The sequence below is a fragment of the Pseudomonas sp. Pse1 genome, from assembly GCF_024519635.1.
Lineage (GTDB): Bacteria > Pseudomonadota > Gammaproteobacteria > Pseudomonadales > Pseudomonadaceae > Aquipseudomonas.
On the sequence record NZ_JALJRO010000012.1, the window covers coordinates 61,420 to 74,977 of the forward strand.

Sequence of the window (13,558 nt, forward strand, 5' to 3'; positions counted from 1 at the left end):
CGGCCATCATTGAGCAAAAGCGTCAATCACCCGACTAACGGTCTGTCTTTGCAGCCCTTTAAAACCGGTCTGTGTGGCACGTCGCCATTTAGCCGACGTCAAATAATCGACACAAAACCGTTAACAACCGGCGTCCACCTGCTTATAAAGACGGCCCGCGATGCATACGCCAGAGTATTGGCACGCATCTCCCAGCAACACTTGTGGACACCTGACATTGATCGATCTTGCAACCTGGAACCTCAGTGTTCCCGTTGGCAGCCCGCCTGCCACCATCAACACGCCGAAACTGGTCAGCGGCTTCAAGAATCAGTATTTCCATGCGAACACTGGCACCCTGTTTTTCTGGGCTCCGGTCACTGGCACGCGCACCGAGAACGCCATCTACCCGCGCACTGAGCTGCGCGAAACCTACAGCAACGGCACCCTGCGCAACTGGCTATACCCCGAGGCCGACAATTCGTTGCGGGCCACCCTGGCGGTGAACAAGGTCCCCAGTTCGGGCAAGGTGGTGATTGGCCAGATCCACGCCTACGACAGTCAAAAGCCGCTGGTGAAAGTCGAGTACCAATACAAAAGCAAAACCGCGACCGGCAATATCGTCGCCAAAGTCCGTACCCGGCCGGACGATGCCGAAGGCCGGGTAATCACCATCGCCACCGGGGTCAGGCTCGATCAGGACTTCTCCTACCTGATCCATCTGAGCCCAGGCGGCGCTTTGGGTATCAGCGCCGCCGGTTCTCAGTGGGACTCAAAAATCAGCGCCACCTGGCGCGACAAGCCGCTGTACTTCAAGGCCGGTGTCTACGTGCAGGACAACGCCGGCCCAAGTAGTGAAGGCGCCCAGGTGACCTTCCGCAAATTGGACATCGACCACAATAAATAACCCTGGCAGATGCAGGACCACGACGCTTTCAGACAGATCCGCGCCGAGGGGGTCGACATTCTTGTAGGACAATTCGAGTATTGCGCCGCGTTACCTACACGCCCTCTACAAGAATGTCATGGAGACACTCCCGATGCCCTTCACTCGCACCCTTCTCGCACTCTCTCTGGGCATGGCTCTGCTGCAAAATCCAGCCTTCGCCGCCCCGCCGCTATCGATGACCGACGGCGTGGCGCAGGTCAGTACACAGGACAGCAACGCCTGGGTGGAAATCAACAAACAGGCTTTTGAAAACAACATTCGCGCCCTGCAGGTCACGCTGGCCGGCAAGTCTAAAATCTGCGCGGTGCTCAAGGCCGACGCCTACGGCCACGGCATTGGCCTGTTGATGCCCTCGGTGATCGCCATGGGCGTGCCCTGCGTCGGTGTGGCCAGCAACGAAGAGATCCGCGTAGTCCGTGAAAGCGGCTTCAAGGGTCAATTGATCCGCGTACGTACCGCCGCCCTCAGTGAGCTGGAAGCGGCATTGCCGTACAACGTCGAAGAACTGGTGGGCAACCTCGACTTCGCCGTCAAGGCCAGCCTGATCGCCGAAAACCACGGCCGGCCACTGGTGGTGCACATTGGCCTGAACTCCAGCGGCATGAGCCGCAACGGCGTGGAAATGACCACCGCCGAGGGTCGTCGTGACGCGGTCGCCATGACCAAAGTGCCGAACCTCGAAGTGCGGGCGATCATGACCCACTTCGCGGTCGAGGATGCCGCCGATGTGCGCGCCGGCCTCAAGGCATTCAACCAGCAGGCCGACTGGCTGATCAAGGTCGCACAACTGGACCGCAGCAAAATCACCCTGCACGCGGCCAACTCCTTCGCCACCCTGGAAGTGCCCGAGTCGCACCTGGACATGGTCCGTCCCGGCGGCGCACTGTTCGGTGACACCGTGCCGTCCCATACCGAATACACCCGGGTCATGCAGTTCAAATCCCACGTCGCGTCAGTCAACAGCTACCCCAAGGGCAACACCGTCGGCTACGACCGCACCTTCACCCTGGCGCGTGACTCGAAACTGGCCAACATCACCGTCGGCTACTCCGACGGCTACCGCCGCGCCTTCACCAACAAAGGCATCGTGCTGATCAACGGCCACCGCGTGCCGGTGGTGGGCAAGGTCTCGATGAACACCCTGATGGTCGACGTTACCGACGTACCGAGCGTGAAAGGCGGCGATGAGGTGGTGCTGTTCGGCAAGCAGGGCAACGCCGAGATTGCCCAGGCAGAAGTCGAAGACATTAACGGCGCGCTGCTGGCCGACCTGTATACGGTGTGGGGCAATTCCAACCCGAAACTGCTGGTCGACAAATAAGCCAACGCCGAGCACAAAAAAACCCGCCTTGCGGCGGGTTTTTTCAATGCAGGGTGGTGCAACGCTTAAGGCTTAGTTGACCTTGGCGTTCAACTCACCCTTCAGATAACGCTGATACATCGCTTCGAGGGAGATCGGCTTGATCTTCGAAGCGTTGCCGGCAGTGCCGAAGGCTTCGTAACGCGCGATGCACACGTCGCGCATGGCGGTGACGGTGGCGCCGAAGAATTTACGCGGATCGAACTCGCTCGGGTTGGTGGCCATCAGGCGACGCATCGCACCGGTGGACGCCAGACGCAGGTCGGTGTCGATGTTGACCTTGCGCACGCCGTGCTTGATGCCTTCGACGATTTCTTCAACCGGTACGCCGTAGGTCTCTTTGATGTCGCCGCCGTACTGGTTGATGATCGCCAGCCACTCTTGCGGAACCGAAGACGAACCGTGCATCACCAGGTGGGTGTTCGGAATGCGCTTGTGGATTTCTTTGATGCGGTCGATGGCCAGCACGTCGCCGGTAGGCGGCTTGGTGAACTTGTAAGCGCCGTGGCTGGTGCCAATGGCGATTGCCAGGGCGTCAACCTGAGTGCGCTTGACGAAGTCAGCGGCTTCTTCCGGATCGGTCAGCATTTGGCTGTGATCCAGTACGCCTTCGGCGCCGATGCCGTCTTCTTCACCGGCCATGCCGGTTTCCAGCGAACCCAGGCAGCCCAGCTCGCCTTCTACCGACACGCCGCAAGCGTGCGCCAGAGCCACGGTTTGCTGGGTCACGCGGACGTTGTAGTCGTAGTCGGTCGGGGTCTTGCCGTCTTCGCCCAGGGAACCGTCCATCATCACCGAGCTGAAGCCCAGTTGGATCGAGCGCTGGCAGACGTCAGGGCTGGTGCCGTGGTCCTGGTGCATGCACACCGGGATATGCGGGAATTCTTCGATGGCCGCCAGGATCAGGTGACGCAGGAATGGCGCGCCAGCGTATTTGCGAGCGCCGGCCGAAGCCTGGACGATCACCGGGGAGTCAGTCTTGTCAGCGGCTTCCATGATGGCGCGCATCTGCTCAAGGTTGTTGACGTTGAAAGCTGGAACGCCGTAGCCGAATTCGGCTGCGTGGTCCAACATCTGGCGCATGCTGATAAGTGCCATTGTGAGTGTCTCTCCCGGTTTAGGGTCGTTAATCGTGCAAGCCTGCCGTAGCGGCGGCTGCTATTCAAGTTATTGCAGATCGGGGGTCAAGCCCCGGCCTGCGAATCAGGGTATTACTTGGCCTTGCAGCCGCGGCCGATCAAATCATTGGTGGCGACCCAGTACACCAGGCCTTCGTCACCCTTGAGGTGAAACGCCAACTGGTCGTCGCTGTACAGCGATCCACTGCCAGCGGGCTCGAGTTTCAGGCGATGCACCTGATCATCGGCCAAGCGCACATCCACTGTTTCCTGCGCGGCATCGGCGAAGCGCCAGTGCACGACGGCCTGGCTGTCACACACCCAATCGGTCCAGTTATCGGACGCGGCAGGGGCTGACGCCAGCGGGTTCCAACCAGCACATCCGGCAAGCACTGCCAGGGAGGCCACGGCGATCAAGCCTTTCATCCATTTTCCTCGGCTGGCGGCAACGGCCGCCGGCACTGGCGTTAGTCAGTCAGACCGGTCAAGGACATCCCCGTTCCTTGGCCGGTGTGTGCGTCTCGTATTTATCCAGGCCCTCGGGCCCGGAACGCTTGTTGAGCACCGGATTGGTTTCCGCCTGCCAGTCGGCCTGGTAGCAGCCTTTTTCCGGCGCGCCGGTTTCCGGGTCCTTGGCGACCTTGGGACTGCTCCCGCAACCGACCAGCACCGCAGCGGCAATCAACGTCGCTAACGTCTTGACCATGTCAACACTCCTTTGCCTGGTCAACGGGCGGCCTTACGCCTTGGCCCGGCTTTCCAGGACTTCAACGGCTGGCAGCACTTTGCCTTCGACGAATTCGAGGAATGCGCCACCACCGGTAGAAATGTAGGAGATTTGCTCGGCGACGCCATATTTATCGATGGCCGCCAGAGTATCGCCACCGCCGGCGATGGAGAATGCCGAGCTGTCGGCGATCGCCTGAGCCAGCACTTTAGTGCCGTTGCCGAACTGATCGAATTCGAACACGCCCACCGGGCCGTTCCACAGGATGGTTTGCGACGATTTCAGCAGCTCGGCGAAGTGCGCAGCGGTCTGCGGGCCGATGTCGAGGATCATGTCATCGGCGGCCACGTCGGCGATCAGCTTGACGGTCGCAGCAGCGCTTTCGGCGAATTCCTTGGCCACTACCACGTCCACTGGCAACGGTACGCTGACCTTGGCGGCGATGGCGCGCGCGGTGTCCAGCAGGTCCGGCTCGTACAGGGACTTGCCGACCGGGTGACCGGCTGCGGCGAGGAAGGTGTTGGCAATGCCGCCGCCGACGATCAGTTGATCGCAGATCTGGCTCAGGCTGTTGAGCACGTCGAGCTTGGTCGAGACCTTGGAACCGGCGACGATGGCGGCCATTGGTTGGGCCGGAGCACCCAGGGCCTTGCCCAGTGCGTCCAGTTCAGCGGCCAGCAATGGGCCAGCGGCTGCAACCTTGGCGAACTTGGCCACGCCGTGGGTCGAACCCTCGGCGCGGTGCGCGGTGCCGAAGGCGTCCATCACGAACACGTCGCACAGGCCGGCGTACTGCTGGGCCAGTTCGTCGGCGTTCTTTTTCTCGCCCTTGTTGAAGCGCACGTTTTCGAACAGCACGACGTCGCCGGCCTTGACGTCAACGCCGCCCAGGTAATCGGCCACCAGCGGCACTTCGCGGCCCAGGGCCTTGCTCAGGTAATCGGCCACCGGCTTGAGGCTGTTCTCGGCCGAGAACTCGCCTTCGGTCGGACGGCCCAGGTGCGAGCAGACCATGACGGCAGCACCTTTTTCCAGGGCCAGCTTGATGGTCGGCAGCGAAGCCAGGATACGCGCATCGCTGGTGACTACACCGTCCTTGACTGGGACGTTGAGGTCTTCGCGGATCAATACGCGCTTACCTTGCAGATCGAGGTCGGTCATCTTCAACACGGTCATGGGTCGCAATTCCTGGGGGTTTACTGTTTTACACAGCAGGGTTTTGAGAGGCAGAAGGTTTGATAGCGGTTTGCAGATAGTGTTCAGCAACGTCCAGCATGCGGTTGGCAAAACCCCATTCGTTGTCGAACCAGGCCAGTACATTCACCAGCCTGGGGCCGGAAACACGGGTCTGACTGGCATCGACGATGGCCGAATGCGGGTCATGATTAAAATCACAGCTTGCGTGTGGAAGCTCGGTGTAGGCCAACAGTCCCTTGAGCGGGCCGCTGGTGGCGGCCTCGCGCAGGATCCGGTTGACCTCGTCGGCATCGGTGTCGGTCACGGTTTGCAGGGTGATGTCCAGGCACGACACGTTGACCGTCGGCACCCGTACGGCTTTGGCCTGGATTCGCCCGGCAAGTTCCGGCAACAGCCGCTCGATACCGCGTGCCAGACCAGTGGACACCGGAATCACCGACTGGAACGCCGAACGGGTGCGGCGCAGGTCTTCGTGGTGATAGGCGTCGATCACCGGCTGGTCGTTCATCGCCGAGTGGATCGTGGTGATCGACACGTAGTCCAGGCCGAGGGCCTGGTCCAACAAGCGCAACAGCGGCACGCCACAGTTGGTGGTGCAGGAGGCGTTGGACACCAGCAGCTCGTCGCCGCTCAGGCAGTCCTGATTGACGCCGTAGACGATGGTGGCGTCGACATCCGCCTCGCTGGCCATCGGCTGGGAAAACAGCACCCGCGGTGCGCCGGCGTCGAGAAAGCGCTGGCCATCGGCGCGGGTGTTGTAGGCACCGGAACATTCAAGCACCAGATCGACGCCCAGGGACGCCCAATCGATGCCTTCGGGGGTGGCACTGCGCAGAACCTTCACGCAGTCACCATTAATATGTAGACAATCGCCGTCGACCTTCACCTCACCGGGAAACCGGCCATGGGTGGAGTCGAAGCGTGTCAGGTACTCGACACTGGCCATGTCGGCCAAATCGTTGATCGCGACAATTTCAAACCCGGCCTTCTCGCCTCGCTCAAACAACGCACGCAGGACGCAACGACCAATCCGGCCGTAGCCGTTGAGTGCAACTTTGTAAGGACGCGGTTGAGGCATGGGGTTCTCGATTACCGTGGTGAATCCGTCAGTGGTGTGCTGCCTGGACCGCCGCTATCGCGAGCAGGCTCGCTCCCACAAAGTCGGTGTGACCCTGTGGGAGCGAGCCTGCTCGCGAAGACGGCAATCCAGACAACACAACTGTTGGACTTAGTCTTCCAGCAGTTCTTCAGCCTGACCCAGGATGTTTTCCAGGGTGAAGCCGAACTCTTCGAACAGGGCTGGCGCCGGCGCCGACTCACCGTAGGTGGTCATGCCGATAACGCGGCCTTCCAGGCCCACGTACTTGTACCAGTAGTCCGCGTGAGCGGCTTCGATGGCGATACGCGCGCCCACTTGCAGCGGCAACACCGCTTGCTTGTAGCCGGCATCCTGGGCATCGAACACGCTGGTGCACGGCATGGAAACCACGCGCACCTTGCGGCCCTGCTCGGTCAGCTTGTCGAACGCCTGAACCGCCAGGCCCACTTCCGAACCGGTAGCGATCAGGATCAGCTCAGGCTCGCCCGCGCAGTCTTTCAGCACATAGCCACCACGGCTGATGTCGGCAATCTGGCCGGCATCGCGGGTTTGGTGCTGCAGGTTCTGACGCGAGAAGATCAGTGCCGAAGGACCGTCCTTGCGCTCCAGGGCGAACTTCCAGGCCACGGCCGATTCGACCGCGTCACCCGGACGCCAGGTGTCGAGGTTCGGCGTGCAGCGCAGGCTGGCCAGTTGCTCGATTGGCTGGTGAGTCGGACCGTCTTCGCCCAGACCGATGGAGTCGTGGGTATAGACGTGGATCACGCGCTGCTTCATCAGCGCCGACATGCGTACGGCGTTACGGGCGTATTCCATGAACATCAGGAAGGTCGCGCCGTAAGGCACCAGGCCGCCGTGCAGGGCAACACCGTTCATGATGGCGGTCATGCCGAATTCGCGCACGCCGTAGTACATATAGTTGCCGCTGGCATCTTCGGCGGTGACGCCCTTGCAGCCTTTCCACAGGGTCAGGTTGGAGCCGGCCAGGTCAGCCGAACCGCCAAGCACTTCCGGCAGCAGTGGACCGAACGCGTTCAGGGCGTTCTGGCTGGCTTTACGGCTGGCGATGGTTTCGCCCTTGGCTGCGACTTCAGCGATGTAAGCCGAGGCTTTTTCCGAGAAGTCAGCCGGCAGCTCACCGCTCAGGCGACGTACCAGTTCGTTGGCTTCTGTCGGGAAAGCAGCGGAGTAGGCTGCGAAACGCTGATCCCACTCGGCTTCGACTGCACGGCCAGCTTCCTTGGCATCCCACTCGGCATAGATATCAGCCGGGATTTCGAAAGGACCGTGGTTCCAGCTCAGCGCCGCACGGGTCAAAGCGATTTCCGCGTCACCCAGTGGGGCGCCGTGGCAATCTTCCTTGCCTTGCTTGTTCGGCGAACCGAAGCCGATGGTGGTCTTGCAGCAGATCAGGGTCGGCTGCTCGCTCTTGCGGGCGGTCTCGATGGCGGTCTTGATCTCTTCCGGATCGTGGCCGTCGACGTTGCGGATCACCTGCCAGTTGTAGGCTTCGAAACGCTTCGGCGTGTCATCGGTGAACCAGCCTTCGACTTCGCCGTCGATGGAGATGCCGTTGTCATCGTAGAAAGCGATCAGCTTGCCCAGGCCCAGGGTACCGGCCAGGGAAGCGACTTCGTGGGAAATGCCTTCCATCATGCAGCCATCACCCAGGAACACGTAGGTGTGGTGATCGACGATGTTGTGAGACGGACGGTTGAACTGCGCCGCCAGGACTTTTTCCGCCAGGGCGAAGCCCACGGCGTTGGCCAGGCCCTGACCCAGTGGACCGGTGGTGGTTTCAACACCCGGGGTGTAGCCGAATTCCGGGTGGCCCGGGGTGCGGCTGTGCAGTTGACGGAACTGCTTGAGGTCTTCGATCGACAGGTCGTAGCCGGTCAGGTGCAGCAGCGAGTAGATCAACATCGAGCCGTGACCGTTGGACAGCACGAAGCGGTCACGGTCGGCGAAGGATGGATTGCTCGGGTTGTGCTTGAGGTAGTCACGCCAAAGGACTTCGGCGATATCCGCCATACCCATGGGGGCACCGGGATGTCCGCTGTTGGCTTTTTGCACGGCATCCATGCTGAGGGCACGAATGGCGTTGGCACGCTCACGACGGCTGGGCATCGCTGATCTCCTGGGGAGTTGAATAAAACGAAACGGAAAAAAGGCGAGCATTTTCCCTCACCCGGGCGCCTCGGGGCAATGACAGATAGTCATCTGAAGGCGTTTTTCCAATTGATAACGGCGGTTTCGTCTGGTGAAACCTTTCCGCCATTCGTTAGTTGACTGAAGCTAACGTCAGGAAGTGCCATCTATCGTGCAATATCAAAACTTTTTGATATTGAACTTGCGATGGTTTCAACGCGTGTCTAGACTGCCGGGCTTATGAACCTACCCGCGCCTTCCATTCGCCATGACGATTGCGACGAGCTGGCGGCCCTGTGCAAGGCCGGCGGAGATCCGCTGCGCCTGAATGTATTGCGCGCACTGGCCAACGACTCGTTTGGCGTGCTGGAGCTGGCGCAGATCTTCGCCACCGGCCAATCGGGCATGAGCCACCACCTCAAGGTGCTGGCCCAGGCTGACCTGGTTGCCACCCGCCGCGAAGGCAATGCGATTTTCTACCGCCGCGCCCTGCCTCAGACCGGCCTGATGGGCGGCAAGCTGCACGCCGCCCTGCTCGAAGAAGTCGACAACCTGGTCCTGCCCGGCGACGTCCAAATGCGCATCGCCCAGGTCCACGGTCAACGAGCAGCCGCGAGCCAGGACTTTTTCTCACGGGTGGCAGATAAATTTCGTGCCCAGCAGGATTTGATCGCTGGCCTGGCGCAGTATCGCGAAAGCGTATTGGCGCTGCTCGACAAGCTTGACTTCAGTGACAGTGCCACGGCGATTGAAGTCGGCCCCGGCGACGGCGGCTTCCTGCCGGAGCTGGCCCGGCGTTTCAGTCAGGTCACCGCGCTCGACAACAGCCCGGCGATGCTCGAACTGGCGCGCCAAGTGTGTGCCCGCGAAGCACTGGGCAATGTCAGCCTGCAATTGGCCGATGCCTTGAATGGCGTCAGTCTGGCGGCCGATTGCGTGGTACTGAACATGGTCCTGCACCATTTCGCCGCGCCAGCCGATGCCCTACGGCACCTTGCCGGCCTGGTGCAACCGGGCGGCAGCCTGCTGGTTACAGAGTTATGCAGTCACAACCAAAGTTGGGCCAGGGAGGCCTGCGGTGATCTTTGGTTGGGGTTTGAACAGGACGATCTGGCCCGTTGGGCCACCGCTGCGGGACTCGTTCCCGGGGACAGCCTCTATGTAGGCTTACGTAATGGTTTCCAGATCCAGGTCCGCCACTTTCAGCGACCGACTGGCGAACTCACCATCGGTAAATTTCAGGAAACATCGAGATGAGCGAATACTCCCTTTTCACCTCCGAGTCCGTATCTGAAGGGCATCCGGATAAAATCGCCGACCAGATTTCCGACGCGGTGCTGGACGCCATCATTGCTGAAGACAAGTTCGCCCGCGTGGCCTGCGAGACGCTGGTGAAAACGGGCGTGGCGATCATCGCCGGCGAAGTCACCACCACGGCCTGGGTCGACCTCGAGCAGATCGTGCGTGATGTGATCACCGACATCGGCTACACCAGCTCCGACGTCGGCTTCGACGGCGCAACCTGCGGTGTGATGAACATCATTGGCAAGCAGTCCCCGGACATCAACCAGGGTGTCGACCGTGCCAAGCCGGAAGATCAGGGCGCAGGCGACCAGGGCCTGATGTTCGGCTACGCCAGCAACGAAACCGACGTGCTGATGCCTGCCCCGATCACCTACTCCCACCAACTGGTCCAGCGCCAGGCCGAAGCCCGCAAATCCGGCCTGCTGCCATGGCTGCGTCCGGACGCCAAGTCCCAGGTCACCTGCCGCTACGAAGGCGGCAAGGTCGTCGGCATCGACGCCGTGGTCCTGTCGACCCAGCACAACCCTGACGTGTCGTACAAAGACCTGCGCGAAGGCGTGATGGAGCTGATCGTCAAGCACGTCCTGCCGGCCGAGCTGCTGACCAAGGACACCCAGTTCCACATCAACCCGACCGGCCAGTTCATCATCGGCGGCCCGGTGGGCGACTGCGGCCTGACCGGTCGCAAGATCATCGTTGACAGCTACGGCGGCATGGCGCGCCACGGTGGCGGCGCGTTCTCCGGCAAGGATCCATCGAAGGTTGACCGTTCGGCAGCTTACGCCGGTCGTTACGTGGCGAAGAACATCGTCGCTGCCGGTCTGGCCGAGCGTTGCGAGATTCAGGTTTCCTACGCCATTGGTGTCGCCCAGCCGACGTCGATCTCGCTGAACACCTTCGGCACCGGCAAGATCAGCGACGACAAGATCGTCAAACTGGTGCGCGAAGTGTTCGACCTGCGTCCCTACGCGATCACCACCATGCTCGACCTGCTGCACCCGATGTACCGTGAAACCGCTTCTTACGGCCACTTCGGTCGTACTCCGGCGACCAAGACCGTGGGCGACGACACCTTCACCACGTTCACCTGGGAAAAAACCGACCGCGCCGACGCCCTGCGCGCTGCCGCCGGCCTGTAACCCTGTACTGGAAAAGCCCCGCATGGCGCGCCCTGCGGGGCTTTTTCATGGGCGATGAAAAAGTCTGCCCAAGGTGCTGGCAGCAAATGGTTACCGGATTGAGTACCCCCTGGTGGCCACGAGCTTGCTACCATTGACGGTTTCTGCGAGCGCAACGGACGATAGGAAACCTACGCCTGTTGCCGTGCTCCAACCGACTTCCTGCTCGCGATCGATCAACTTTTCAAAACGGAGCCTTCATGAAACTTCTTGCACCGCTCGCCCTGTTGACCCTGTGCAGCGCCCTCGCCGCTCCCGCGATGGCCACCGAGCAAGCACCTGAACTCACCGGCTGCGCCGCCAAGCGCCAGTCCATCGCCACCCAGATCGAACAAGCCAAGGCCCACGGCAATGCCGAACAGCAGGCTGGCCTGGAAAAAGCCCTGAGCGAAGTCACCACCCACTGCACTGACGCGTCACTGAAGAAAGAGCGCGAAAACAAGGTGCTGGACGCCAAGCATGAAGTCAGCAAGCGTCAAGCCGATCTCGACAAAGCCATGAAGAAGGGCGATCCGGAGAAGATCAACAAGCGCAAGGACAAGCTCGCCGAGTCGCGCAAGGAATTGCAGGAAGCGCTGGACGAGTTGGACAAGTAACAGGCCGGTTTTGCGGGGGGCTTGAGGGCCTATTCGCTGGCAAGCCAACTCCTACAGTGGATCGGCAGCACACCACCAATACCCTGTGGGAGCTGGCTTGCCAGCGATGGCTTCAGACCAGACTACCGAGATCAATGATCCCGAAACTGTTTATGGCAGGCACTGCAGGCATCTTCGACTTTCTGTACCGCAGGGCCCAGATTGCTGGCCTTGTAGGGCTGGATCTGGCTGGCAATCACCAATTCACCGGTGGCCGCCTCGAGGGTGCGGGCCATTTCCTGGAAGCGTGCCTGCTTCTCCCAGACATCGGCGGTGGCACTGCTGTGATCTTCTTCACGAACCTGCGGGAAATGTTTCCACGGCTCATGGGACAAAGCATCGAGCTTGACCGCGCCCTCGGCGAATTTCGCGCCATCGAACGGGACCCGCCCGCGCAACATGCCGCCCAGATCCTCGCCCGTCTTGAGCATTTGCTTGAAGATCGCCTTGCGCTGGCCCAGTGGCGAGTTGGGATCGACACCGCCACAGGCGGTCAGGGTCAGGCAGGCCAGCAATACAACTGAAATTCGTTTAAGCGTCATGGTGGCTCAAGGTCCGGAATTCGGCGGCCAGTATCCTCGCCTCGACCGCAAAGACCAATAGCCCTATTAACAATACGGGTTGCCGCAGCCGCCCATACGCTGCGCCAACCAGCACAGGAAGTACCGCATGAACAATCGCTTCAAGGCCTGGGGCAAGACCCTGGCCTGGACCGTCCCGATGATCGCCCTGCTTGCCGGTTGCAACGGTGGCGACAACACCAAGCCGCAGACCCACGCCATCGCCACCTACTCCAGCGCCACCTGGGACGCCCTGCCGGCGGTCTCGGACAGCGACCTGCTGGCCGGTTTTGGCTCATGGCGCAGCGCCTGCACTCGACTCAAGAATGATCCGGTCTGGGGCCAGACCTGCGCCGCAGCAGCCAGCGTGGCCATGGAACCCGGCGCGGTGCGCAGTTTTCTCAAGGAACACTTGCAGGTCTACGGCCTGCGCTCTTCGGGCGGCAACGCCAATGGCCTGATCACCGGCTACTACGAGCCGGTCTATCCGGGCAGCCTGACTCAAACCCCAAGCGCCCATGTGCCGATCTATGGCGTGCCGGACGACATGATCATCGTCGCCCTCGACAGCCTCTACCCGGAACTCAAGGGCAAGCGCCTGCGCGGTCGCCTTGAGGGTCGCGTGTTGAAGCCATACGACGATGCCGCGACCATCGAGAGCAAAGGCGTGAAGGCGCCGGTGGTGGCCTGGCTGACCGATCCGATGGACCTGCAATTCCTGCAAATCCAGGGTTCCGGCCGGGTCCAGCTGGCTGACGGCCGCCAACTGCGCATCGCCTATGCCGACCAGAACGGCCACCCCTACCGCCCCATCGGCCGCTGGCTGGTGGAACAGGGCGAGCTGAAGAAAGAGGAGGTGACCATGGGCGCCATCAGTGCCTGGGCCAAGGCCAACCCGACGCGCATTCCGGAATTGCTGGGCAGCAACCCGAGCTACGTGTTCTTCACCCGTAACCCGGACAGCAACGAAGGCCCGCGTGGTTCGCTGAACGTGCCGCTGACCTCGGGCTACAGCGTCGCCGTTGACCGCAAAGTGATTCCGCTGGGCAGCCTGCTGTGGCTCTCCACCACGCGTCCCGACGGCACCCCGCTGGTACGTCCGGTAGCGGCCCAGGACACCGGCGGCGCGATCACCGGCGAAGTGCGTGCCGACCTGTTCTGGGGCACCGGCGACGCCGCTGGCCATCTGGCCGGCGACATGAAACAACAAGGCCAGATCTGGATGCTCTGGCCCAAGGGTGCAGCGCTGCCGCAATTGCCCCAGGTGGCCGACAAGCCCTGACGTGACCCGCCTGCAGGAGTA

The 13,558-nt window shown here is 61.5% G+C and carries 13 protein-coding genes; 6 read left to right on the forward strand and 7 right to left on the reverse strand.

The window, feature by feature from the left end; genetic code table 11:
- Nucleotides 1–217: 217 nt before the first annotated feature.
- Together NR126_RS18220 and alr are read left to right on the forward strand one after the other, a co-directional pair.
- Entirely contained in the window at nt 218–886 is a 669-nt protein-coding gene (locus tag NR126_RS18220; protein WP_256830783.1) for a polysaccharide lyase family 7 protein, read from the forward strand.
- A gap of 133 nt (nt 887–1,019) precedes the next feature.
- Nucleotides 1,020–2,249 (forward strand): alanine racemase, encoded by a 1,230-nt coding sequence (gene alr, locus NR126_RS18225; protein WP_027617055.1) that lies wholly within the window; start codon nt 1,020–1,022, stop codon nt 2,247–2,249.
- 72 nt (nt 2,250–2,321) lie between these two features.
- Here alr and fba read toward each other — a convergent pair whose 3' ends face one another.
- From fba to tkt, 6 genes are all read right to left on the reverse strand, one after another.
- Nucleotides 2,322–3,386, reverse strand: a complete 1,065-nt coding sequence (fba, locus tag NR126_RS18230; protein WP_027617054.1) for a class II fructose-bisphosphate aldolase — start codon at nt 3,384–3,386, stop codon at nt 2,322–2,324.
- A gap of 113 nt (nt 3,387–3,499) precedes the next feature.
- The gene (locus NR126_RS18235; protein WP_256830785.1) at nt 3,500–3,832 is read right to left on the reverse strand and encodes an MliC family protein; all 333 of its coding nucleotides are present in this window, start codon (nt 3,830–3,832) and stop codon (nt 3,500–3,502) included.
- 58 nt (nt 3,833–3,890) lie between these two features.
- A complete protein-coding gene (locus tag NR126_RS18240) occupies nt 3,891–4,112 on the reverse strand; it encodes a hypothetical protein (protein WP_256830787.1) in 222 nt (73 codons plus the stop codon).
- 33 nt (nt 4,113–4,145) lie between these two features.
- Nucleotides 4,146–5,309 carry a phosphoglycerate kinase gene (locus NR126_RS18245; protein ID WP_027617051.1) on the reverse strand — a complete coding sequence of 388 codons (1,164 nt, stop codon included), beginning with the start codon at nt 5,307–5,309 and terminating at the stop codon, nt 4,146–4,148.
- A gap of 28 nt (nt 5,310–5,337) precedes the next feature.
- The gene (epd, locus tag NR126_RS18250; RefSeq protein ID WP_256830788.1) at nt 5,338–6,408 is read right to left on the reverse strand and encodes an erythrose-4-phosphate dehydrogenase; all 1,071 of its coding nucleotides are present in this window, start codon (nt 6,406–6,408) and stop codon (nt 5,338–5,340) included.
- 150 nt (nt 6,409–6,558) lie between these two features.
- Complete coding sequence (tkt, locus tag NR126_RS18255; protein WP_256830789.1) at nt 6,559–8,556, reverse strand: transketolase; 1,998 nt, start codon at nt 8,554–8,556, stop codon at nt 6,559–6,561.
- A gap of 261 nt (nt 8,557–8,817) precedes the next feature.
- On the opposite strand from tkt, the gene NR126_RS18260 reads away from it, so the two are divergent.
- The 3 genes from NR126_RS18260 (at nt 8,818) to NR126_RS18270 (ending at nt 11,656) form a co-directional block, all read left to right on the forward strand.
- Nucleotides 8,818–9,834, forward strand: a complete 1,017-nt coding sequence (locus NR126_RS18260) for a metalloregulator ArsR/SmtB family transcription factor (RefSeq protein ID WP_051550475.1) — start codon at nt 8,818–8,820, stop codon at nt 9,832–9,834.
- Complete coding sequence (metK, locus tag NR126_RS18265; RefSeq protein WP_027617048.1) at nt 9,831–11,021, forward strand: methionine adenosyltransferase; 1,191 nt, start codon at nt 9,831–9,833, stop codon at nt 11,019–11,021. The genes NR126_RS18260 and metK overlap by 4 nt, the downstream gene beginning before the upstream one ends.
- Before the next feature lie 239 nt (nt 11,022–11,260).
- Nucleotides 11,261–11,656 carry a DUF1090 domain-containing protein gene (locus tag NR126_RS18270; RefSeq protein ID WP_027617047.1) on the forward strand — a complete coding sequence of 132 codons (396 nt, stop codon included), beginning with the start codon at nt 11,261–11,263 and terminating at the stop codon, nt 11,654–11,656.
- A gap of 131 nt (nt 11,657–11,787) precedes the next feature.
- Here NR126_RS18270 and NR126_RS18275 read toward each other — a convergent pair whose 3' ends face one another.
- Nucleotides 11,788–12,237, reverse strand: coding sequence for a cytochrome c (locus NR126_RS18275; protein ID WP_027617046.1), 450 nt, complete (start codon nt 12,235–12,237; stop codon nt 11,788–11,790).
- Nucleotides 12,238–12,364: 127 nt separating this feature from the next.
- Between NR126_RS18275 and NR126_RS18280 the strand changes: the two genes are divergently transcribed.
- Complete coding sequence (locus NR126_RS18280) at nt 12,365–13,537, forward strand: murein transglycosylase A (protein WP_105753713.1); 1,173 nt, start codon at nt 12,365–12,367, stop codon at nt 13,535–13,537.
- Nucleotides 13,538–13,558 lie beyond the last annotated feature (21 nt).